Below are 20,775 nucleotides of genomic sequence, written 5' to 3'. Positions count from 1 at the left end.
CTCTCAGCCCGAGGCCGCGTCGATCAGCCGCTGCCTGATCGCCCGGCCGCGATCCGCGAACGTCCGCTGGGCCCGCACGTAGGCGGCCTTGCCCTCGGCCGTCTCGATCGGCACGGCGTCGTAGCCCCAGCCGGCGAGGTCGTAGGGCGAGGCCCGCATGTCGAGCACTCTGATGTCGCGGGCGAGTTCGAACGCATCGAGGAGCAACTCGCCCGGAACGAGCGGCCCGAGCTTCACCGCCCACTTGTACAGGTCCATCCCGGCATGAAGACACCCCGGCTGCTCGAGCTCGGCCTGCCGTTCGCGGGTGGGCGCCTCACGGTTGCGCGGCGCCGCTTCGGGCGTGAAGAACCGGAACGCGTCGAAGTGCGTGCAGCGCAGCTCGTGCGCCTCGACCACGGCGTCGGTCTCGTCCCGGCCGAGGCGCAGGGGCACGGGATGCCGGTGCTGCGGCTCGCGGTACACCATCGCCCACTCGTGCAGGCCGAAGCAGCCGAAGCCCGGAGGCCGGTCGGCCGTGGCGCGGAGGATCCTGCCGACGTTCGCGACGAGGGCGCCGCGATCGGCGCGGAAGCCCGCACCGTCGACGGCGATCGAGCCCTCCGTCGTGCCGGGGCGATACCAGCGCCATCCGGCGCGGGCCTCGCCCTCGGCATCCGCCAGCTCCGTCCCCTCGCCAGGGTGCCACCGGTGCAGCACCGCCGGCTTGTACGAGTAGTACGTGAAGAGGAAGTCCTCGACGGGATGCGCCTCGCCGCGGCTCGCCCGCTCACGATGGGCGCGTGTCAGCGCGCGAGCGCGCTCCTCGTGGGCCGCTTCACGCGCACGCCAGACGTCGCCGGTGAGCACCGGAGAAGCAGGGGGCGCGATCGTCACCGTTCGAGGATACGCGCGGCCACCGCTGCTGCTGCTGCGGTCAGACGTTCAGGACTCGACCGGCTCGATGAGCTCGGGGGAGTTGTTGCGGACGTTGCCCACGGCCTTCGAGACCTCGTGATCGGTGAGCGTGTCGGCCAAGGCCGGAGCCGCGTCGATCGCCGCGTCGAGCACGTCCCGCACGTTGTCGGTGGTCGGGTCGAGCCACGCGTCGGCGTGATCGGGGTCCAGGAACAACGGCATGCGATCGTGGATCGATCCGAGATGCCCGATCGAGTCCCTCGTCAGGATCGTGAAGCTCAGCAGCCACCGCTCGGGGTCGTCATCGCCCTTCGTCTTGTCCCGCCACCATTCGTAGAGTCCCGCGAGGAACAGCGGCTCGCCGTCTGCCGGGTGGATGAAGTGCGGGGTCTTCACGCCGTCGACGTTCATCCACTCGTAATAGCCGGATGTCGGCACCACCGCCCGTCGCTTCTCGAGGGCGCTGCGGAACATGGGCTTGTCCTCGAGCTCTTCGGAGCGGGCGTTGAACGCGCGCGCGCCGACCTTGGTGTCTTTGGCCCACGACGGGATCAGACCCCAACGGGCTGCTTCCAGCCGCCTGGTGGGCGGCTCGGTCTTCGCCGAGTCCAGCACGATCGCGACGCGATCGGTCGGCGCGACGTTGTACGACGGCGCGGGAAGGTCATCGCCCTCGACGTCGACACGAAGCACCCCGACGAGCTCGGGACCGGCACTGGCCACTACGAAGCGTCCGCACATGCGGCCAGCCTACGCGCGGGCTCCGACGTCAGACGGTTGCGGTGCCGGTGCTCCCGAGGACGCCGACACCCTCGAGCCGCTCCAGGAGGCCGGCCCCGTCGTTGTCGCTGACCCAGGGCACCTCGGCCGCGGCGTGGTCGTTCACGGCCGTCCGCCCGCCGGCGAGGACGGCCTCTGCGGGGGAGAGACGGCGGATGGCGACCGCGACCACCCGCGACGGGTGCTCGTCGGTGAAGGTGGTGTAGATGGCGTCGTCGTGCTGACCGTCGTCGCCGATCAGGAGCCATCGCACGTGCGGGAACTCGTCGGCCAGGCGCCGCAGGTTCGACAGCTTGTGCGCCTTGCCGCTGCGGAACCAGCGATCGTGCGTGGGGCCCCAGTCGGTGAGGAGGAGCGCACCCGGGGGGAAGACGTGGCGGCTCAGGAACCGGATGAGGGTCGGCGCGATGTTCCAGGCGCCGGTCGAGAGGTACACCAGGGGCGCGCCGGGGTTCTCGCGCACGACGCGCTCCATCAGCACCGCCATGCCGGGAACCGGCTGCCGGGCGTGCTCGTCGACGACGAAGGAGTTCCAGGCCGCGAGGAGCGGACGGGGGAGGGCCGTCACCATGACGGTGTCGTCGACATCCGACACGATTCCGAACTTCACGTCGGGGGCGACGATGAAAGCCCGCGTCTCCACCGGCTCGCCGCCTTCGACCGACATCGTGAACGTCTGCCAGCCCGGCTCCAGCGCCGCAGGCAGGCGTGTGTCGATCACACCGCCGCGGTCGGCGACGACCACATGATCGACGCCGGCGATCGCCACCGTGACTTGCGCGTAGCCGATCGGAACGGCCACGAAACTGCGCCAGCCGCGGACGCCGGCGTACTCGCCGGCCTCGGAGACCTTCGCGGGCGGGACGATCATGACGCGCCCGAGCACGCGGACCCAGTCGGGACCCCCGTAGCCGGGGAACGGCGTCACCGTCGGCTTCTGGCCCCGGCGGCGCGCACGGCGTTCGCGCCATGCGTGGAACCGGTATTCCAGGCGCGCCAGCCAGAGGACCTTGGCGCGCACGGGCTGGGGAACGGTCTGCGGCACCCTCTCAGTCTTTCATGTCCGCCACCGACGCTTCGTCGGGGTCGTCGTGGTCGAGGTGCTTGCGTTCCGCTCGCTCGATGATCTTCTTGCTCACGAACACGAGGGCCAGGAACAGGACGATGACGCCGACGAAGATGTAACCGGCGTAGTGCAGGCGGTCTGCCAGCTCGCGGTAGGTGCCGGCGGCGAGAGCCGCCACCGAGATGTAGAGGGCGGACCAGATCACGCACGCCGGAATCGTCCACGCGAGGAATCGCCGGTACGGATAGCCGCTCATGCCGACGGTGAGCGGCACCAGCGAATGCAGCACCGGGAGGAATCTCGAGATGAAGATGGCCGGGCCGCCGCGACGGCGCAGATACCGTTCCGAGCGCTCCCAGTTCGCCTCGCCGATCCGGCTGCCCAGGCGCGAGTGCTGGATCTTCGGGCCGAGGAGGCGGCCGAGCCAGAATCCGATGCTCTCGCCGATGAGTGCGCCCACCACCACCGCGACTCCGAGCAGAACCCCTTCCAGGGGCGACGCGACCGCCGTGCCGGCGACGATCACGATGGTGTCGCCGGGCACCACGAGCCCGATCAGGACGCTGGTCTCGAGCATCATGGCGAAGCCCGCGAGAAGAGTCCTGAGCACCGGGTCGACGCTCTGGACGGCGTCGAGCAACCAGGTGAGGAACTCATTCACGCCACGAGCCTAGAGGCCGGTGCGCCCCTCTAACCTGGGAAGATGTCGGACACCCTCGCCGCCGCGGAGGCCGCGCACTGGGCGGATCCGGCATCCGTCTTCGCGGCTCTGTTCAGCCATGAACCGCACGTCTTCTGGCTGGATGCCGGACCCGGCGCACGCGAGGGCTGGAGCTGGATGGGCACCGGCACGCCCGAAAACCCTGCCGATGCGACCGCTGCCGTCGTCGCCGGCGGATCGGGTGGCGAGGCCGCAGGACCCGGCGGCGCCGACTTCCGCGGCGGCTGGGTCGGGTGGAGCGGTTACGACGCCGCCGCCGCGCGCGCGGACGCCCCCGCATCCCAGGATGACGACGGCGTGCCGCAAGACCTCTGGCTGCGTGTTGATCGCCTGGTGGCGTTCGATCACGGCGCCGAGCGCATCCACGTGTTCGGCGGTCCGGACGACGTCCCGCGCGTCGTGGCGGCCATCGCCAAGGTTCCCGAGCCGCCCGTGCCGGCACCGGCCCCCGACCGCGGGCGGGCGCGGTCCCGCCACACGCCCGCCGAGTACGCCTCGCTCATCGAACGCTGCCGCGACGCGATCCGCGAGGGCGACGCGTACCAGCTGTGCCTGACGACGCGGTTCGAGGTCGAGGCATCCGTCGATCCCGTCCAGACGTACGCGCGACTGCGTGCGGCGACGCCGGCACATCACGGCGGCTTCGTGCGGTCGGGGCCGATCGCCCTGCTGAGCGCGAGCCCCGAGCGCTTCCTCGACGTGCGGCCCGGGCCCGACGGCGCGGCGATCGTCCGCACCCGGCCGATCAAGGGCACCCGTCCCCGCGGAGAGGATCCCGCGAGCGATGCGGCGCTGGCGGAGGAACTGCGCGCCAGCGAGAAGGAGCGGGCCGAGAACGTCATGATCGTCGACCTCATGCGCAACGACCTCTCGCGCGTGTGCCTGCCCGGCACGGTGGGCGTCGACGCGCTCCTCGAGGTGGAGTCGTACCCCGCCGTGCATCAGCTCGTGAGCACCGTGTCCGGACGCCTCGCACCCGGGACGACCGTCGGCGACCTGCTGGCTTCGACGTTCCCCGCGGGCTCCATGACGGGGGCGCCGAAGCTGTCGGCGATGACGATCCTGCACCGCCTCGAGGCGGCGCCGCGGGGAGTGTTCTCGGGGTGCTTCGGATGGATCGGCGACGACGGCAGGCTCGACCTCGCGATGGTGATCCGATCGATCGTCGTCCGCCACGACAGCGCCTACGTCGGCGCCGGCGGGGGAATCACGTGGCGATCGGATGCCGCAGCCGAGGTCGCCGAGGTGGGCATCAAGGCACGGGCGCCCCTCGCTGCGCTGGGCGCGGCGCTGCCGCCCGGCTGGTGAACCCGCCGTTCCGCTAACCTGGAAGACGCGCTTCGCGCGCTGCGCGCGCTTCCCGGCATCCCATGATTGGTTCTTCCCTCGTGAGTCACACCGACACCTCCGTCACCTCTGCGCCCGCCGAGGGCTATGACGCGTATTCGATCCAGCAGAAGTGGCAGGCGCGCTGGGCCGAGGCCGACCCGTTCCGGGCCGGCGGTGCCGACGACAAGCGTCCGCGGAAGTTCGTGCTCGGGATGTTCCCGTACCCGTCGGGCGACCTGCACATGGGGCACGCCGAGAACTACGCCTACGTGGACGTGGTGGCCCGCTTCTGGCGCCACCGCGGCTACAACGTGCTGAACCCGATCGGGTGGGACTCGTTCGGCCTGCCGGCCGAGAACGCGGCGATCAAGGGCGGTGCCGGCTCCGACCCGCGCGAGTGGACCTACGCGAACATCGAGCAGCACAAGAAGAGCTTCCGCGAGTACGGCTCGTCGTACGACTGGTCGCGCATCCTGCACACCAGCGACCCCGAGTACTACCGCTGGAACCAGTGGCTGTTCCAGCGTCTGTACGAGCGCGGGCTGGCGTACCGCAAGGCGAGCCCGGTCAACTGGTGCCCGAACGACCAGACGGTGCTCGCGAACGAGCAGGTCGTCGACGGCCACTGCGAGCGCTGCGGCGCCGAGGTGGTCAAGAAGAACCTGACGCAGTGGTACTTCAAGATCACCGACTACGCCGACCGGCTGCTCGACGACCTGAACCAGCTCGAGGGTTTCTGGCCGCAGAAGGTCCTCCGCATGCAGCGGAACTGGATCGGCCGCTCGGTCGGCGCCGACATCGACTTCGAGATCGAGGGCCGCGCCGACAAGGTGACGGTGTTCTCGACGCGTCCCGACACGCTGCACGGCGCGACCTTCATGGTCGTCGCCCCCGACAGCGACCTCGCCGCCGAGCTCGCCGCGGGCTCGACGGCCGAGGTGCGCATGCGCTTCCAGGACTATCTCGAGCGCGTGCAGCGCGAGACCGACATCGAGCGCCAGTCGACCGACCGCCCGAAGACGGGCGTGTTCCTCGACCGCTTCGCGGTCAACCCTGTGAACGGCGACCGCCTGCCGATCTGGGCGGCCGACTACGTGCTGGCCGACTACGGCCACGGCGCCGTCATGGCGGTGCCCGCCCACGACCAGCGAGACCTCGACTTCGCCCGCGCGTTCGACCTGCCGGTCAAGGTCGTGGTCGACACGACGGCGCCGATCACCGGCGCCATCCCCGTGATCGAACTCGACGACGACGGCGTGCCGATCGATCCGGGCCCGGTCGAGACGCTGTCGGACGTGGACCCCGCCCGCACCGGTATCGCACTCACCGGAGAGGGCCGACTGATCAACTCCGGGTCGCTGGACGGCCTGTCGAAGCGCAACGCCATCGCGCGCATCATCGAGCAGCTCGAGGCCGCCGGCACGGGTCGTGCCGCGAAGTCGTACCGCCTGCGTGACTGGCTGATCTCGCGCCAGCGGTTCTGGGGCACGCCGATCCCGATGATCCACACGGAGGACGGCCGCATCGTCCCGGTGCCGGACGACCAGCTCCCGCTGGAGCTGCCTGACGCCCGCGGACTGGACCTGAAGCCCAGGGGGACATCGCCGCTGGGCGGCGCCACCGAGTGGATGAAGACGACGGATCCCGAGACGGGCGAGCCGGCTCTCCGCGACCCCGACACAATGGACACGTTCGTCGACAGCTCCTGGTACTTCCTGCGCTTCCTCGCGCCGAACGACCCGACGCAGGCGTTCCCGTCGGCCGAGGCCAACCGCTGGGCGCCCGTCGACTCGTACATCGGTGGTGTCGAGCACGCGATCCTGCACCTGCTGTACGCGCGCTTCATCACGAAGGTGCTGTTCGACATGGGGCTCATCGACTTCACCGAGCCGTTCACGAGCCTCATCAACCAGGGCATGGTGCTGCTGGGCGGCTCGAAGATGTCGAAGTCGAAGGGCAACCTCGTCGAGTTCGCATCGAGCATGGTCGACCCGGGCGCCGACGCATCGCGCGTCGCGATGGTGTTCGCCGGCCCGGTCGAGGACGACATCAACTGGGAGGACGTGTCGACCACCGGGGCTCAGAAGTTCCTGGCACGCGCGTGGCGTATCGCCACGGACGTGGCTAGCGAGCCGGACGTGGTCTGGGCGGAGGGCGACGTGTCCCTGCGCCGCGTCACCCACCGTCTGCTGGCCGACGCCCCCGGACTCGTCGAGCAGACGAAGTTCAACGTCGTCGTCGCGCGCCTCATGGAGCTCGTCAACGCGACGCGCAAGGTCATCGACTCGGGCGCCGGCCCGGCCGACCCCGCCGTGCGCGAGGCCGCCGAGACCACCGCGATGATCCTGGACCTGTTCGCCCCGCACCTGGCCGAGGAGATGTGGGAGATCCTCGGCTACGACGGCTTCGTGGGCCTCGTCCCGTGGCGCACCGCGGACCCGACCCTGCTGGTGGAGGAGAGCGTCACGGCGATCGTGCAGGTCGACGGCAAGGTGCGCGGCACGCTCCAGGTTCCGGCCCGCATCGACGCCGCCGAGCTCGAGCGGCTCGCCCGCGCCGACGAGAAGGTCACCCGCGCACTCGGCGACCGTGAGATCACGCGCACCGTCGTGCGGCCGCCGAAGGTCGTGAGCTTCAGCACCCACTGACCTTCCTCCCCAGGAGGGTCTCGTCCCGGGATCTCCACATCCGCGGTACTTCGCGCGCCGGAGCTGTCACCGGACTCTTAGCGTGAATCCGGTGACAGCCGGTGACCGCGACGAGCCGCCCGCGCCCGAGGCCTCGTCACGGCGCCGGCTCGGCATCAGCGCGGTCGTCGTGCTCGTGATCGCGGCCCTCGCCGTCACCGTCGGCATCGGCATCCTGCGCGGCGCGATGGCACCGGTCGACGAGGTCGTCGTCGATCAGACGCCCGCACCCGCCGCCACCGGCAGTGCAGACCTCTACGTGCACGTGTCGGGTGCGGTGCGCACGCCCGGGCTGTACGTGCTTCCGGCAGGCGCCCGCGTCGTGGATGCGATCGCCGCTGCCGGCGGCTTCGCCGAGGAGGCCGACCGGAACGCGGTCAACCTGGCCCGCACGCTCGACGACGGCGAGCAGCTGCCGGTCGCCCGGGTGGGCGAGGCGCCGCCCGCCGATGCCGTCGCCCCCGCGCCCGCGCCCGCCGGCGGTCTGGTCGACCTCAACTCGGCGGATGCGGCGCAGCTCGAGACGCTGCCGCGCATCGGCCCCGCCCTCGCTGGGCGCATCATCGCGTGGCGCGAGGACAACGGCGGCTTCACGAGCGTCGAAGACCTCCTCGCGGTGCCGGGCATCGGCGACACGATGCTGGAGTCCCTCCGCGACCTGGTGACGGTGTGACGTGCCGCGCGCCGCTGCTCTGAGACTCGTGCCCGTAGCCGCCGCGTGCTGGGCGGCGGCGGGTGCAGCGGTCGTCGCGCCTGCCGCGTCGCCGTGGATCGCCCTGGCGCTGTGGGTCGTCGTGGCGCTCGGCGCCCTCGCGGTCCTGCGCGCGAGCGGGCGGCGGCCGGCTCACGTCCGCTTTCGGGGCACCGCGGGGCCGTTGCCGGCGAGACGGCAGATGCCGCGGCACGCGGTGCGCCGTGCGCTCGTGGTCGCCGTGCTCGCCGCCGCCGCCGCGGCCGCGGCGGCGTCCCACGTCGCATGGGCACAGCCCGCGCGGGCGAGCATCGCGGACCTCGCGCTCGACGGGGGACGGGCGGTGGAGGTGCGGGCGGACGTCGTCGGCAAGATCGAGCGCCGCATCGACGGCACCCTCGCATTCGATGCCCGCGCCTCGCGCTTCACCACCGGTGACGAGGGGCGAGCGGCGGACGTCGAGATCGCCGTGCGCGTCGCGCCGGACGACGTCGACCGCCTCGCTGACCTCGACGTCGGCGCGGTCGTGCAGATCCGCGGCACCGCGAGGCCGGGGCGCACCGGAGAGCGCGCCGTGGTGGTGCTCTGGGCGTCGCGCGGCGTCGACGTCGTCCACGCCGCCGAGGGTGCGGCCGCGGCAGCGGGGGAGCTGCGGCGCGGGCTCGTGCGCGCCGTGGAGGATCTTCCCGGCGAGGGGGCGGGTCTCGTGCCGGGACTGGCCGTCGGCGACACGTCGATCGTGTCGTCGACACTCGACGCGGCGATGAAGGAGGCATCGCTCTCGCATCTCACCGCCGTGTCGGGCGCCAACTGCGCGCTCGTCGTCGGCATCGCGTTCGCCCTCGCGGCCGCGCTCGGCGCCTCCCGCGGGCTGCGCGTGGCCTCCGGCCTCGCGGTGCTCGTCGGATTCGTGGTGCTCGTCACCCCGGAGCCGAGCGTGGTGCGGGCCGCTGCCATGGCAGCCATCGCGATGCTCGCGGTGCTCCTCGGCCGGGCCGGGGTGGGGATCGCGCTGCTGTCGACAGCCGTGACAGTGCTGCTGGTGCTCGATCCCTGGCTCGCCGCGTCGCTCGGCTTCGCACTCTCGGTCGCGGCGACCGCGTCCCTGCTGCTGTGCGCCCGGCCGCTCGCGGAAGGACTGGCCCGGGCATTGCCTCGTCCGCTGGCGCTCGCACTGGCGGTGCCGCTCGCCGCCCAGCTCGCCTGCGGGCCACTCCTGATCCTCATCCAGCCGACCGTCCCGGTGTACGGCGTCCTCGCGAACCTGCTGGCGGGTCCCGCGGCGCCGGCGGCCACCGTCCTCGGGCTCGCCGCGTGCCTGAGCGCTCCGCTGCCCTGGCTGCAGTCCGGTCTGGCCGCGCTCGCATGGGTGCCGGCGTCCTGGATCGCCGCCACCGCCGCGACGGCGGCGCAGCTCCCGGGTGACGCTCTGCCCTGGCTCGAGGGGTGGCCGGGCGCCATGGCGCTGGCGGTCCTGGGGCTCGCCATCGGCTTCGTCATCGTGCTGCGGAGGGGTGGTTCCCGGGCGCAGCGGCTCGTGCGTGCGGCATCCGTGTCACTCGTCTCGGTGGTCATGGGTGCCGCGCTCGGCACGGGGGCGCTCACGTCCATCGCCGGCCGCTGGACGCTGCCGGCCGACTGGTCGGTGCTCGCGTGCGACGTCGGCCAAGGAGACGCCGTGCTGCTCCGCTCGGGCGGTGCCGTCGCGCTCGTCGACACCGGCCCGGCTCCCGAGCCGCTCGCCGGCTGTCTCGCGCGGGCCGGCATCGAGCACATCGACCTGATGGTGCTCACCCACTATGACCTCGACCACATCGGCGGGCTCGCCGCCGTGCGCGGCCGGGTCGGCACCGTGCTGCACGGTCGGGGCGATGCCGAGGCGCAGGCGCTGATCGCCTCGCTGACGGAACAGGGGGCGGAGGCGTCCGAGGCGTCGGCGGGGCTCACCGGCTCCCTCGGCACGGCGCGGTGGCGTGTGCTGTGGCCGAAGCCCGGCAGCCGCGCCTTCCCGGAAGGCAACGACGCCAGCATCGTCCTCGACGTGCGCGGCGGGGGCATCCCGCCCACGCTGATGCTCGGCGACCTCTCGGCATCGCCGCAGCGCGTGCTGACGGCATCCGGCGCCCTCGCGCCGCCGTACGCCGTCGTCAAAGTCGCTCATCACGGCAGTGCCGATCAGGATGCCGAGCTGTACATCGCCGCGCAGCCGGCAGTGGCGCTCGTCACCGTCGGGATCGACAACGACTACGACCATCCGCGACGTGAGACGCTCACGATTCTCGAGGGCCTGCGCGCGCGGACCGCCCGCACCGACCAGGACGGCGCGATCGCGCTGTGGGCCTCCGGGGACGCGGTCGCGATCTGGCGCGAGCGCGGCGGGTGACCCGCCGGTCCCGGGTTATGGAGCGGCCGCCGTCGGTGGTCGTCGGTAGGCTGGGGGAATGGCTTCCCCCGCTCGCCGAGCACCCGCGAAGGCGGCGCGCAGCGCCATTCCCCAGCTGTCGTGGCGGGCGCCGCAGCCGGCGCCGATCGTCTTGGTCTCCGGTCCCGAAGAGGTCTGCGCCGAGCGCGCGATCGCCGGTGTGCGCGACTACCTGCGCGCTGAGGACCCGGCGCTCGAGGTGTCCGACATCCGCGCCGACGACTACGCCGCCGGGACCCTCCTCGGAGTCACGTCGCCGTCGCTGTTCGGCGAAGCCCGGCTCGTGCGCGTGAGCGGCGTCGAGAAGTGCTCCGACACGTTCCTGGCCGAGGCCCTCGCTTACCTCTCGGTGCCGCAGGACGGCGCCACGGTGGTGCTGCGCCACACCGGCGCCAGCGTCCGCGGCAAGAAGCTGCTCGACGCGATCCGCGCGGGAGAGGGCTCCGGCGTCGAGATCGGGTGCCCTGCCGTCAAGCGCGACTCCGACCGGTTCGACTTCGCCGCGGGGGAGTTCCAGGCAGCCAAGAAGCGCATCGCACCCACGGCGCTGCGCGCTCTCGTCTCCGCGTTCGCCGACGACCTCACCGAGCTCGCGGCAGCCTGCCAGCAGCTGATCGCCGATGTTCCCGGCGACATCACCGACCAGATCGTCGAGCGCTACTACGGCGGCCGTGTCGAGACGTCGGCGTTCACGGTCGCCGATACGGCGATCGCCGGCCGCTACGGCGAAGCGCTCATCGCACTCCGCCACGCCCTCGCGTCGGGGTCCGACCCCGTTCCGCTCGTGGCCGCCGTCGCGATGAAACTGCGCACCATGGCGCGCGTGGCGGGAAACCGCGAGCCGTCGGCGGCTCTCGCCGCCCGGCTGGGCATGAAGGACTGGCAGGTCGATCGCGCCCGGCGCGACTTGACGGGGTGGAACGAAGAGAGCCTCGGCCGCGCCATCCAGGCGACGGCACGGGCCGATGCCGAGGTCAAGGGCGGCTCGCGCGATGCCGTCTTCGCCCTCGAGCGCATGATCACGGTCATCGCGACACGCGCGCCGTACGGCGCCTGACCGCGACGCGCACGCACCGCACAGCGCCTGCCCGCAGCGCCGACATGCGAAAGGCCCGCCCCTGACGGGACGGGCCTTTTCGACTTCTGCTCACCGGGCGATTATCGCGGCCGGCGGCGACCTCACGGTCGCAGCGCGTGTCGACTCAGAGCGCGGAGACCTGCTTGGCGATGGCCGACTTGCGGTTCGCCGCCTGGTTCTTGTGGATGACGCCCTTGCTGACGGCCTTGTCGAGCTTCTTGGACGCCGTGCCCAGAGCCTTCTCGGCGGCGGCCTTGTCGCCGGCTGCGATCGCCTCGCGGGTGCGACGGACGTGCGTCTTCAGCTCGCTCTTGACGGCCTTGTTGCGCTCGCGCGCCTTCTCGTTGGTCTTGTTGCGCTTGATCTGCGACTTGATGTTCGCCACGTGTCGACGTTCTTTCGTTCGAAGGGAATCGGATGGATGTGCCGGTCAGCGAGAGAGGGGCGCTTCGCGACGGTCGTGAGGGCGAACCCACACGCAAGCCAAACAAGGATTCTATCAGGTCCGTCCAGGTGTGGTTGACCGGCGCCGTCCGCACACGGCGCCGTCCGCATGATGCATGATCTAGGCGTGGCCGCGCGCGTCGCCCGAGGCCTGCGCCCCCGACGAAGGAGTCCACCGTGCCGCAGCATCCGTCCGTCGACCTCGCGCCTTTCCCGCCGGGCTTCCGCTGGTCGACGGCGACCGCCGCGTTCCAGGTGGAGGGCTCGCGTACCGGCGATGGCCGGGGCCGGTCGATCTGGGACGATTTCGTCGATGCTCCCGGCGCCGTCCACGGAGCGGCGACGGCGGACCCCGGCCCGGACAGCTACCGGCGCCACCCCGAAGACGTCGCGCTGCTCGCGGGGCTGGGCGTCGACCGCTACCGCTTCTCGATCTCGTGGGTGCGCGTGCAGCCCGAGCCCGGCGGCGCCGTCCTGCAGGCGGGACTGGACTACTACCGCCGCCTCGCCGACGATCTCCTCGGCGCCGGCATCACGCCGTTCGCGACGTTGTACCACTGGGACCTGCCGAGCGCGCTCGAGGAGCACGGAGGGTGGCTGTCCCGCGACACCGCGCAGCGCTTCGGCGAGTACGCGGCGATCGTGGGCGATGCGCTGGGCGACCGCATCCGTCACTGGTACACGCTCAACGAGCCCGTCTCGACCTCCCTGCAGGGCTACGCCGTCGGCACGCTGGCTCCCGGGCGTCAGCTGCTGTTCGGCTCACTGCCGACGGTGCACCATCAGCTGCTCGCCCACGGCCTGGCGCAGCGGGCGCTGCGTGCCGCCGGAGCGGAAGAGGTCGGCATCGTGAACAACCACACGCTGGTGCTTCCCGCGAGCGGGACGGATGCCGACCTCAGCGCCGCCGCGACCTACGACGTGCTGCACAACCGCCTCTTCGCCGAGCCTGTGCTCACCGGCGCGTATCCCGACCTGGAGGCGTTCGGCCTCCCGCCGATGCCGGTCGAGGAGGGCGATCTCGAGCTCATCTCGACGCCGGGGGACTTCTACGGCATCAACTTCTACAACCCGACGACCGTCGCGGCCGCAGCCGGCGACAGCCCCGTTCCCTTCGACATCGTCCCCACGACGGGCGCCCCCGTCACCGGGTTCGGCCCGGAGTGGCCGATCGTGCCGACAGCGCTCACGGAGCTTCTGCTGGACTTCCGCGAACGCTACGGAGATCGCCTTCCTCCACTCGTGATCGGTGAGAACGGCGCCTCGTTCCCCGAGCCCGAGCATGTCGACGGGCCCGTCGCCGACGTCGATCGCATCGCGTACCTCGCGGGCCACATCGACGCCGTCGGCGTCGCCGTCGGGGCAGGAGTCGACGTCCGGGAGTACACGGTGTGGTCGCTGCTGGACAACTTCGAGTGGGCGGACGGGTGGTCCCAGCGCTTCGGGCTGGTGCACGTCGACTTCGACACGGCGCAGCGCACGCCGAAGGCCTCGTTCGACTGGTACCGCTCGCTCATCGCCGAGGCGCGCTCGTGAGCGGGCGGCAGACCGGGAGAGTCGGGGCGAGCTGGTTCACGCTCTTCACCCTCGCCTGGCTCGCGATCTGGACGGTCCAGCTGACGCCGCTGCAGCTGCTCATACCCCTGCAGCTCGATACACCGGATGACGCCGCGGGCTGGGTGTCAGGCGTCGTCTCGTCCGGCCTCGTCCTCGCGATCGGCGGGGTCGCCGGTGTCATCGCCGCACCGCTCGCCGGCGGTCTCTCCGACCGGACCCGCGGACGATGGGGACGGCGGCGCCCGTGGGCTCTGGGCGGGGTGTGGCTCGGCACGGTGTCGCTGACGGCCATCGCCTTCGCCTCGGGCCCGTGGGGAGTCGGGCTCGCGTGGGTCGGCGTCTCGGTCGGCGTGGCCGTCGCGTCCGCGGCCTTCACGGCGCTCATCGCCGACCAGCTGACGACGCAGCGCGGTACGGCATCCGCCGCCGTCTCCTCGTCGCAGGCCCTCGGAATCGTGGTGGGGGTGGGGGTCATCGTGCTGCTGGAGCTCGGCGTCGTCGTCGGCTACCTCGTCCTGGCCGGCTTCCTCGCCGTCGTGGGCACGGTCGCGGCCCTGCTGCTTCCGGACCCGCCTGCGCGCGCGGAGGTGGCCGTGGCTCGGGAGCCGAGGACGATCCGCGAGCGCCTCGCCGCCCTCCGCGACCGTGACTTCGCCTGGCTGCTGGCGGGCCGCCTCACCGTCAACATCGGCAACGCGCTGGGCACGGGTCTGCTGCTCTTCTTCCTGCTGTACGGGCTGCATCGGGATGCCGCGACCGCCGAGGACGAGCTGCTGCTGCTGATCCTCGTCTACACGCTCTTCGTGGTCGTGTCGTCCATCGTGTCGGGCCGGATCTCCGATCGCACCGGGCGTCGCCTGCCGTTCGTGGTGTGGCCCGCCGTGATCCAGGGCCTCGCGTCGATCATCCTCGTGGTCGCCCCCTCGCTCACCGCGGCGATGATCGCCGCGGCCCTGCTGGGCATGGGGTACGGGGCGTACATGTCCGTGAGCCTCGCGCTCGGCACCGACCTGCTGCCGCGCGCGGAGGACCACGCCCGGGATCTCGGGTTCGTCAACGTGTCGGCGAGCCTCGGCCAGCTCATCGGGCCGCTCCTCGGCGCGGGACTGGTGGCGCTCGTGGGCGGGTTCTGGCTGCTCTTCCTCGTGGGAGGCATCCTGTCGATCGTCGGCGGCTTCATGACGTACGCGATCCGCGCGCGGGACCGCACGGCGTCAGCCGTCTGAGGCCTCGAGAGTCGCCAGCGCCAGTTCGAGCAGTGCGTTGAACACCCGCGGGCGCATCACGGTGACATGGTGCGTGGTGCGTGGGACCACGACGAGTTCGGCGTGCTGCGCGATGCGCATGAAGAGCTTCTCATTCACCCGGAGCTGGTCGTACTGCCCGTTGACGAACCACAGCGGCACGTCGATGCGGTGGAGGGCGGCGAGCAGATCCAGCACCGACAGGCTGCGCAGCGCGATGTCCTGCGCATCCAGGGCATAGCCGCCCGCGCCGAAGTCGGCGCGGGTCTCATCGGGCAGGATGCGATCGAGCATGCGATTCGTCAGCCACATCCCGCGGTCGGGCAGCGAGTCGAATCCGCGCGTGAGCACGCGATAGGCGGCGAGTCCCACACCGCGCGGTACCGCGGTGCACGATGCCGCGACGAAGCCGGCAACGGGCGGCCGATCCTCTGCACCCGCGTACTCGATGCACAGCAGACCGCCCATCGAGTGCCCCACCAGAAGGACCGGTCCGCGAGCGGCGGCCTGGCGCACCGCCTCGTCGATCGTCGCCAGGGCCGATTCGAGGGTGAAGTCCTCGGCCATCCGGGAGCCGTGGCCCGGCAGGTCGACGGCGGTCACCGGGGTGCCGCGCGCGTTCAGGTACTCGACCTGGGCGCGCCACATCGTGGCGGACGTCCGGATGCCGTGGACGAGCACGACCTGCACCACCATGACGACAGGCTAGCCGCGGGGGCCGACTTAGCATGGCGGCATGCCCGAGATCGCTCCGCACATCGCGCACATGCCGGGCTCGGGTGTGCGCCACATCCTCGAGCGTGCCCTGCGCCGGCCCGGCACGATCATCCTGGCGGTCGGCGAGCCGGGCGAGGTCGCATCGCCGCGGATCCGGGATGCCGCGGCCGACGCGTGGCGCGAAGGGGCGATCCGCTACACGCCCAACGGCGGCACGCCCGCCCTGCGGGAGGCGATCCGCGCGAAGCTGGCGCGCGAGAACGGCCTGGACGTCGACATCGAGCAGATCTGGGTGACGGTCGGCGCCACGCAGGCGCTGCACCTCGCCATGGCGCTCACGCTGTCACGCGGCGACGAGGTGCTCGTTCCCGACCCGGGCTACACGACCTTCACCATGAACGCCCACCTGCTCCAGGCCGTGCCCGTGCCCTACCCACTGCGGCCTGCGCGCGATTTCCAGCCGGATCTCGCAGAGCTCGACTCCCTCGTGACGCCGCGGACGCGGGCGCTGATCGTGAACACTCCGTCCAACCCGCTCGGCTCCACCTTCGACCGCGCGACGCTGGACGAACTCCTCGCCCTGGCCCGGCGGCACGATCTGTGGCTCATCAGCGACGAGGTGTACGAGCGCTTCACGTGGGGAGCCCCTCACGTGAGCCCTGCGACGCTCGATTCCGACGGGCACGTGCTGTCGGTGTTCTCGCTGTCCAAGACCTACGCGATGACGGGCGCCCGAGTGGGCTGGCTGGTGACGCCGCCCGACTGGCGCCAGACCATGCTGCGGGTGCAGGAGTCCGTGGTCAGCTGCGTCGACGAGCCGTCGCAACGGGCGGCGGCGGAGGCGCTCACGGGCGACCAGGCCGCCGTGGCGCGCAGCGCGGCGCACTACCGCGAGAACCTGTCCGCGGCCACCGCAGCCCTCTCCGCGCGCGGACTCCGCTACCTCACGCCCACCGGCGCGTTCTACCTGTGGATCGACGTCTCGCACGTCTCGGGAGGCGACGTCACGGCGTGGTGCGAGCGGTTCCTCGACCAAGAGGGCGTCGCGGTCGCGCCGGGGAGCGCCTTCGGCGCCTCGGGGGAGGGATGGATCCGCGTGTGCGTGGCGAGCGACCGGGCCCAACTGCTCGAGGGGCTGAGCCGCCTTCCCGCACCGGTGTGAGGCGAGTGCTCCGTCCGGGCGGATGCGCAATGGCTGCCGTCGGACCCCGAACCTGCCGACTCGCAGGGTCGCGGCATCCGGCACCCGTACAATCGTCTGGACATGTCACCCCGCGCCCTGAAGCCCCTCGAGCCCTCTGCCACGCCGCCCGAGCTGATCCGCAACTTCTGCATCATCGCCCACATCGACCACGGCAAGTCGACGTTGGCCGACCGCATGCTGCAGATCACCGGCGTCGTCTCCGACCGCGACATGCGGGCGCAGTACCTCGACCGCATGGACATCGAGCGCGAGCGGGGCATCACCATCAAGTCGCAGGCCGTGCGGATGCCGTGGTCGCTCCGCCCGGATCAGGGACCGGAGCAGGTCTTCGCGCTCAACATGATCGACACCCCCGGGCACGTCGACTTCACGTACGAGGTCTCCCGCTCGCTCGCGGCCTGCGAGGGCGCGATCCTGCTGGTCGACGCGGCGCAGGGCATCGAGGCGCAGACGCTCGCGAACCTGTATCTCGCACTCGAGAACGATCTGCACGTCATCCCCGTGCTCAACAAGATCGACCTGCCGGCCGCCGACCCCGACAAGTTCGCCGCCGAGCTGGCGAACCTCATCGGCGGGTCGCCCGACGACGTGCTGCGCGTGTCGGGCAAGACGGGGGTGGGCGTCGAGACTCTCCTCGACCGCATCGTCGAGCAGATCCCCGCACCCCAGGGGAACGCGGATGCCCCTGCCCGCGCGATGATCTTCGACTCGGTCTACGACTCCTACCGGGGTGTGGTGACGTACGTCCGCATGGTCGACGGCAAGCTGGAGCCGCGTGAGCGCATCCAGATGATGTCGACCAGGGCGACCCACGACCTGCTGGAGATCGGTGTGTCGAGCCCCGAGCCCGTCCCGACGAGAGGGCTGGGCGTCGGCGAGGTGGGCTACCTGATCACCGGCGTGAAGGACGTTCGCCAGTCGAAGGTCGGCGACACCATCACGACCGCGCGCAAGCCGGCCACGGATGCGCTGGCGGGCTACACCGATCCGAAGCCCATGGTCTTCTCGGGCGTCTACCCCATCGACGGCAGCGACTACGGCGACCTGCGCGAGGCCCTCGACAAGCTGAAGCTCTCGGATGCGTCGCTCCAGTACGAGCCCGAGACCTCGGTCGCGCTGGGCTTCGGCTTCCGCTGCGGCTTCCTGGGCCTGCTGCACCTCGAGATCATCACGGAGCGCCTTGCACGCGAGTTCGACCTCGACCTCATCACGACCGCCCCGTCGGTGATCTACGAGGTCACGACCGACACCGGCGAGCAGGTCACCGTCACGAACCCCAGCGAGTACCCCGACGGGCGGGTCGCCAGCGTCAGCGAGCCCATGGTGAAGGCGGCGATCCTGCTGCCGAAGGACTACGTCGGTACCGTCATGGAACTGTGCCAGGGGCGCCGCGGGCAGCTGCTGGGCATGGAGTACTTCAGCGAGGAGCGGGTCGAGCTGCGCTACAACATGCCGCTCGGCGAGATCGTGTTCGACTTCTTCGACCAGCTGAAGTCGCGCACGCAGGGCTACGCCAGCCTCGACTACGAACCGTCCGGCAGCCAGGAGGCCGATTTGGTGAAGGTCGACATCCTGCTGCAGGGCGACAAGGTCGACGCGTTCAGCTCGATCGTGCACCGCGAGAAGGCGTACGCCTACGGCACGATGATGACCGAGCGCCTGCGCAAGCTCATCCCTAGGCAGCAGTTCGAGGTGCCCATCCAGGCGGCCATCGGCGCTCGCATCATCGCGCGCGAGAACATCCGCGCGATGCGCAAGGACGTGCTCGCCAAGTGCTACGGCGGTGACATCACCCGCAAGCGCAAGCTCCTCGAGAAGCAGAAGGAGGGCAAGAAGCGCATGAAGATGGTCGGCCGCGTCGAGGTTCCCCAGGAGGCGTTCATCGCCGCGCTGTCGGGGGACGTCGAGGGCCCCAAGAAGTGACCCGATTCGCGAAGTAGGCTGATTCCATGCGTCGAGGGACCTTCCGTGACGACACCGTCGACTACGCCGCCGTCGGGGCGACGCAGGCGCCGGACCTGATGCAGTACCCGCCGGAGCGCAGCATTCCGGCCGAGCAGTCATGGCGCATCGGCAGCGGCGAGGCCAGGTTCCGCGCCGCCGGAGAGGCGCTGCTGTCGTGGACCGCGCAGCGCGGCGCCGGCCTCGAGGTCACCGATGTGCGGCCCGCGTCGGGCCCGATGTACTCGGGCGTCAGCTTCGACCCCGAGGGCAACCCGGTCGCGCCCAGCCGCTCCGAGACCGAGCAGCGCTTCGACGCAGACGGCACGCCCTATGTCAGCGCCGGCACGACGATCCGGGTCGACGGCCGGGTCAAGGGCCTGCGCGCCGACGCCGAGCTGCGCGTCATCTTCGCCGTGGAGGAGCCGCGGCGCGTCGGCTTCGCGCTCGGCACGGTGAGCGACTCGGTCGTCAGCGGCGAGGAGTCGTTCATGCTCGACTGGTACGACAACGACGAGGTGTGGTTCACCGTCCGCGCGTTCGACGCACCCCGTGCCGTGCTCTATCGGGTGCTGCCGGGACTGACCAAGCGCCGTCGGCGCGAGCTGTTCACGCGCTATCTGCGCGCCATCTCGCCGCTGTACACGACGCCCGCGTGAGACGCTGATGGGCTCCGCTCTTCCGCTCGGCGAGCCCGTTCCCGCGGACGGCTCGCTGCCGTCGGGCACCCGCATCGATCCCTCGACCGATTTCGGCGTGTATCTGCACGTGCCGTTCTGCCGCGTGCGCTGCGGCTACTGCGACTTCAACACCTACACCTCGTCCGAGCTGAGGGGCGCCCGCCAGGATCAGTACGCCGACACGCTCCTGCGGGAGTTGGACCTCGCGGCGGCGGTGCTCGAGCGGGCGGGCGGCAATCGCCCGGCTACGACGGTGTTCTTCGGGGGCGGCACCCCGACGCTGCTGCCGCCGGGCGATCTCGCGCGCATGCTCGGCGGCGTGCGCGACAGATTCGGAGTCGTCGAGGGGGCCGAGGTGACGGTCGAGGCCAATCCCGACACCGTCTCGCCGGCCGTCGCGGCAGAGCTCGCGGCATCCGGTGTCACCCGCCTCTCGATCGGCATGCAGTCGGCCGTCCCGCACGTCCTCGCCGCGCTCGATCGCACGCACGACCCCGAGAACGTCCGCACCGCGGTCTCGGCGGCGCGCGATGCCGGGCTCGACGTGAGCGTCGACCTGATCTACGGCGCACCCGGTGAGTCGCTCGACGACTGGCGGGCCTCGCTCGAGGCTGCGATCGCCCTGGAGCCCGACCACATCTCGGCGTACGCGCTCATCATCGAGGACGGCACGAAGCTCGCGCGCCAGATCCGCCGCGGAGAAGTCGTCGCTCCGGACGACGACCTGCAGGCCGACATGTACGAGCTCGCCGACGACATGCTCGCCGGCGGCGGATTCGACTGGTACGAGGTGTCGAACTGGGCCAGAGACGCGGCCCACCGATCGCGGCACAATCTCGCCTACTGGGTCGGCTCGGACTGGTGGGGCTTCGGGCCGGGAGCGCACAGCCACATCGGGGGAGTGCGGTTCTGGAACGTCAAGCATCCCGCGGCATACGCCCAGCGGCTCGCGGCCGGCGAGTCACCCGCCGCCGGACGCGAGAGCCCGGATGCCGAGGCCCGGACCCTCGAGAGCGTGCTGCTGCGGACGCGGGTCCGTGAGGGGCTGCCCGTCGCCGAGCTGCAGGGCGAGGGCCGCCACGCGGTCGCCGCGCTCATCGCAGATGGTCTGATCGACGGGCCTACGGCGCTGCGAGGACACGTCGTGCTGACCCGACGGGGACGCCTGCTGGCCGACGCCGTCGTCCGGGCGCTCACCGAGTGACGACATGCCGCCGTCGCACGCCGCCGTCCGCTGCGGCGCGCCCCCGCCGCACGTGGCGTCGTTCGGCGATCCTGGCAGGGGCATCGGATAGAATTGGCACTCCAGTCATGCGA

At 71.3% G+C, this 20,775-nt stretch carries 17 protein-coding genes; 11 read left to right on the top strand and 6 right to left on the bottom strand.

All coding sequences use genetic code 11. The annotated features are described in order from the left end of the window. Positions 1–3 precede the first annotated feature (3 nt). The 4 genes from ABG085_RS09840 to ABG085_RS09825 are packed head-to-tail and all read right to left on the bottom strand — an operon-like array spanning position 4 to position 3,404. The gene (locus tag ABG085_RS09840; protein WP_347979164.1) at positions 4–870 is read right to left on the bottom strand and encodes a 3-methyladenine DNA glycosylase; all 867 of its coding nucleotides are present in this window, start codon (positions 868–870) and stop codon (positions 4–6) included. A 54-nt stretch (positions 871–924) separates the two neighbouring features. Then, positions 925–1,638, bottom strand: a complete 714-nt coding sequence (locus tag ABG085_RS09835; RefSeq protein WP_347975571.1) for an SOS response-associated peptidase — start codon at positions 1,636–1,638, stop codon at positions 925–927. A 28-nt stretch (positions 1,639–1,666) separates the two neighbouring features. Then, positions 1,667–2,722 (bottom strand): phosphatase domain-containing protein, encoded by a 1,056-nt coding sequence (locus ABG085_RS09830; protein ID WP_347975570.1) that lies wholly within the window; start codon positions 2,720–2,722, stop codon positions 1,667–1,669. Positions 2,723–2,726: 4 nt separating this feature from the next. Continuing rightward, the gene (locus tag ABG085_RS09825) at positions 2,727–3,404 is read right to left on the bottom strand and encodes a DedA family protein (RefSeq protein ID WP_347975568.1); all 678 of its coding nucleotides are present in this window, start codon (positions 3,402–3,404) and stop codon (positions 2,727–2,729) included. 42 nt (positions 3,405–3,446) lie between these two features. On the opposite strand from ABG085_RS09825, the gene ABG085_RS09820 reads away from it, so the two are divergent. The 5 genes from ABG085_RS09820 to holA all read left to right on the top strand — a co-directional run bounded on the left by ABG085_RS09820 (position 3,447) and on the right by holA (position 11,650). Beyond that, on the top strand, positions 3,447–4,772 hold the full coding sequence (locus tag ABG085_RS09820; protein WP_347975567.1) for an anthranilate synthase component I family protein: 1,326 nt from the start codon (positions 3,447–3,449) through the stop codon (positions 4,770–4,772). Between the two features lie 62 nt (positions 4,773–4,834). After that, positions 4,835–7,441 carry a leucine--tRNA ligase gene (gene leuS / locus ABG085_RS09815; protein ID WP_347975566.1) on the top strand — a complete coding sequence of 869 codons (2,607 nt, stop codon included), beginning with the start codon at positions 4,835–4,837 and terminating at the stop codon, positions 7,439–7,441. A 91-nt stretch (positions 7,442–7,532) separates the two neighbouring features. Beyond that, positions 7,533–8,153: a ComEA family DNA-binding protein gene (locus ABG085_RS09810; RefSeq protein WP_347975565.1), complete on the top strand. Its 621-nt coding sequence runs from the start codon at positions 7,533–7,535 to the stop codon at positions 8,151–8,153. 28 nt (positions 8,154–8,181) lie between these two features. Beyond that, on the top strand, positions 8,182–10,554 hold the full coding sequence (locus ABG085_RS09805; protein WP_347975564.1) for a ComEC/Rec2 family competence protein: 2,373 nt from the start codon (positions 8,182–8,184) through the stop codon (positions 10,552–10,554). Between the two features lie 58 nt (positions 10,555–10,612). Continuing rightward, entirely contained in the window at positions 10,613–11,650 is a 1,038-nt protein-coding gene (holA, locus tag ABG085_RS09800) for a DNA polymerase III subunit delta (protein WP_347975563.1), read from the top strand. Positions 11,651–11,795: 145 nt separating this feature from the next. Here the strand turns inward: holA and rpsT are convergent, their stop codons facing one another. Next, a complete protein-coding gene (rpsT, locus tag ABG085_RS09795) occupies positions 11,796–12,056 on the bottom strand; it encodes a 30S ribosomal protein S20 (protein WP_163617239.1) in 261 nt (86 codons plus the stop codon). Positions 12,057–12,292: 236 nt separating this feature from the next. Between rpsT and ABG085_RS09790 the strand changes: the two genes are divergently transcribed. Beyond that, a complete protein-coding gene (locus ABG085_RS09790; RefSeq protein ID WP_347975562.1) occupies positions 12,293–13,651 on the top strand; it encodes a GH1 family beta-glucosidase in 1,359 nt (452 codons plus the stop codon). After that, positions 13,648–14,898 carry an MFS transporter gene (locus ABG085_RS09785; protein ID WP_347975561.1) on the top strand — a complete coding sequence of 417 codons (1,251 nt, stop codon included), beginning with the start codon at positions 13,648–13,650 and terminating at the stop codon, positions 14,896–14,898. Before ABG085_RS09790 ends, ABG085_RS09785 begins: the two co-directional genes overlap by 4 nt. Here ABG085_RS09785 and ABG085_RS09780 read toward each other — a convergent pair. Continuing rightward, the gene (locus tag ABG085_RS09780; protein ID WP_347975560.1) at positions 14,887–15,612 is read right to left on the bottom strand and encodes an alpha/beta hydrolase; all 726 of its coding nucleotides are present in this window, start codon (positions 15,610–15,612) and stop codon (positions 14,887–14,889) included. The two genes, ABG085_RS09785 and ABG085_RS09780, sit on opposite strands and share 12 nt — an antisense overlap. 40 nt (positions 15,613–15,652) lie before the next feature. On the opposite strand from ABG085_RS09780, the gene ABG085_RS09775 reads away from it, so the two are divergent. The 4 genes from ABG085_RS09775 to hemW all read left to right on the top strand — a co-directional run bounded on the left by ABG085_RS09775 (position 15,653) and on the right by hemW (position 20,662). Next, on the top strand, positions 15,653–16,795 hold the full coding sequence (locus ABG085_RS09775) for an aminotransferase class I/II-fold pyridoxal phosphate-dependent enzyme (protein WP_347975559.1): 1,143 nt from the start codon (positions 15,653–15,655) through the stop codon (positions 16,793–16,795). 102 nt (positions 16,796–16,897) lie between these two features. Next, positions 16,898–18,760, top strand: coding sequence for a translation elongation factor 4 (lepA, locus tag ABG085_RS09770; protein WP_347975558.1), 1,863 nt, complete (start codon positions 16,898–16,900; stop codon positions 18,758–18,760). A gap of 26 nt (positions 18,761–18,786) precedes the next feature. Continuing rightward, on the top strand, positions 18,787–19,437 hold the full coding sequence (locus ABG085_RS09765; RefSeq protein ID WP_347975557.1) for a DUF1990 family protein: 651 nt from the start codon (positions 18,787–18,789) through the stop codon (positions 19,435–19,437). Between the two features lie 7 nt (positions 19,438–19,444). After that, on the top strand, positions 19,445–20,662 hold the full coding sequence (gene hemW, locus ABG085_RS09760; RefSeq protein WP_347975556.1) for a radical SAM family heme chaperone HemW: 1,218 nt from the start codon (positions 19,445–19,447) through the stop codon (positions 20,660–20,662). Positions 20,663–20,775 lie beyond the last annotated feature (113 nt).

Origin of the sequence: Microbacterium sp. ProA8 (assembly GCF_039905635.1) — a bacterium.
GTDB classification, from domain to species: Bacteria; Actinomycetota; Actinomycetes; order Actinomycetales; family Microbacteriaceae; genus Microbacterium; species Microbacterium chionoecetis.
This window is presented reverse-complemented; position numbering and strand designations above follow the sequence as displayed.

Excerpts from the sequence above, each read along its gene's own strand:
- ABG085_RS09835 (WP_347975571.1), bottom strand. The coding sequence starts at position 1,638 with ATGTGCGGACGCTTCGTAGTGGCCAGTGCCGGTCCCGAGCTCGTCGGG.
- hemW (WP_347975556.1), top strand. The coding sequence starts at position 19,445 with ATGGGCTCCGCTCTTCCGCTCGGCGAGCCCGTTCCCGCGGACGGCTCG.
- lepA (WP_347975558.1), top strand. The coding sequence starts at position 16,898 with ATGTCACCCCGCGCCCTGAAGCCCCTCGAGCCCTCTGCCACGCCGCCC.
- ABG085_RS09765 (WP_347975557.1), top strand. The coding sequence starts at position 18,787 with ATGCGTCGAGGGACCTTCCGTGACGACACCGTCGACTACGCCGCCGTC.
- leuS (WP_347975566.1), top strand. The coding sequence starts at position 4,835 with ATGATTGGTTCTTCCCTCGTGAGTCACACCGACACCTCCGTCACCTCT.
- ABG085_RS09820 (WP_347975567.1), top strand. The coding sequence starts at position 3,447 with ATGTCGGACACCCTCGCCGCCGCGGAGGCCGCGCACTGGGCGGATCCG.
- holA (WP_347975563.1), top strand. The coding sequence starts at position 10,613 with ATGGCTTCCCCCGCTCGCCGAGCACCCGCGAAGGCGGCGCGCAGCGCC.
- ABG085_RS09775 (WP_347975559.1), top strand. The coding sequence starts at position 15,653 with ATGCCCGAGATCGCTCCGCACATCGCGCACATGCCGGGCTCGGGTGTG.
- ABG085_RS09780 (WP_347975560.1), bottom strand. The coding sequence starts at position 15,612 with ATGGTGGTGCAGGTCGTGCTCGTCCACGGCATCCGGACGTCCGCCACG.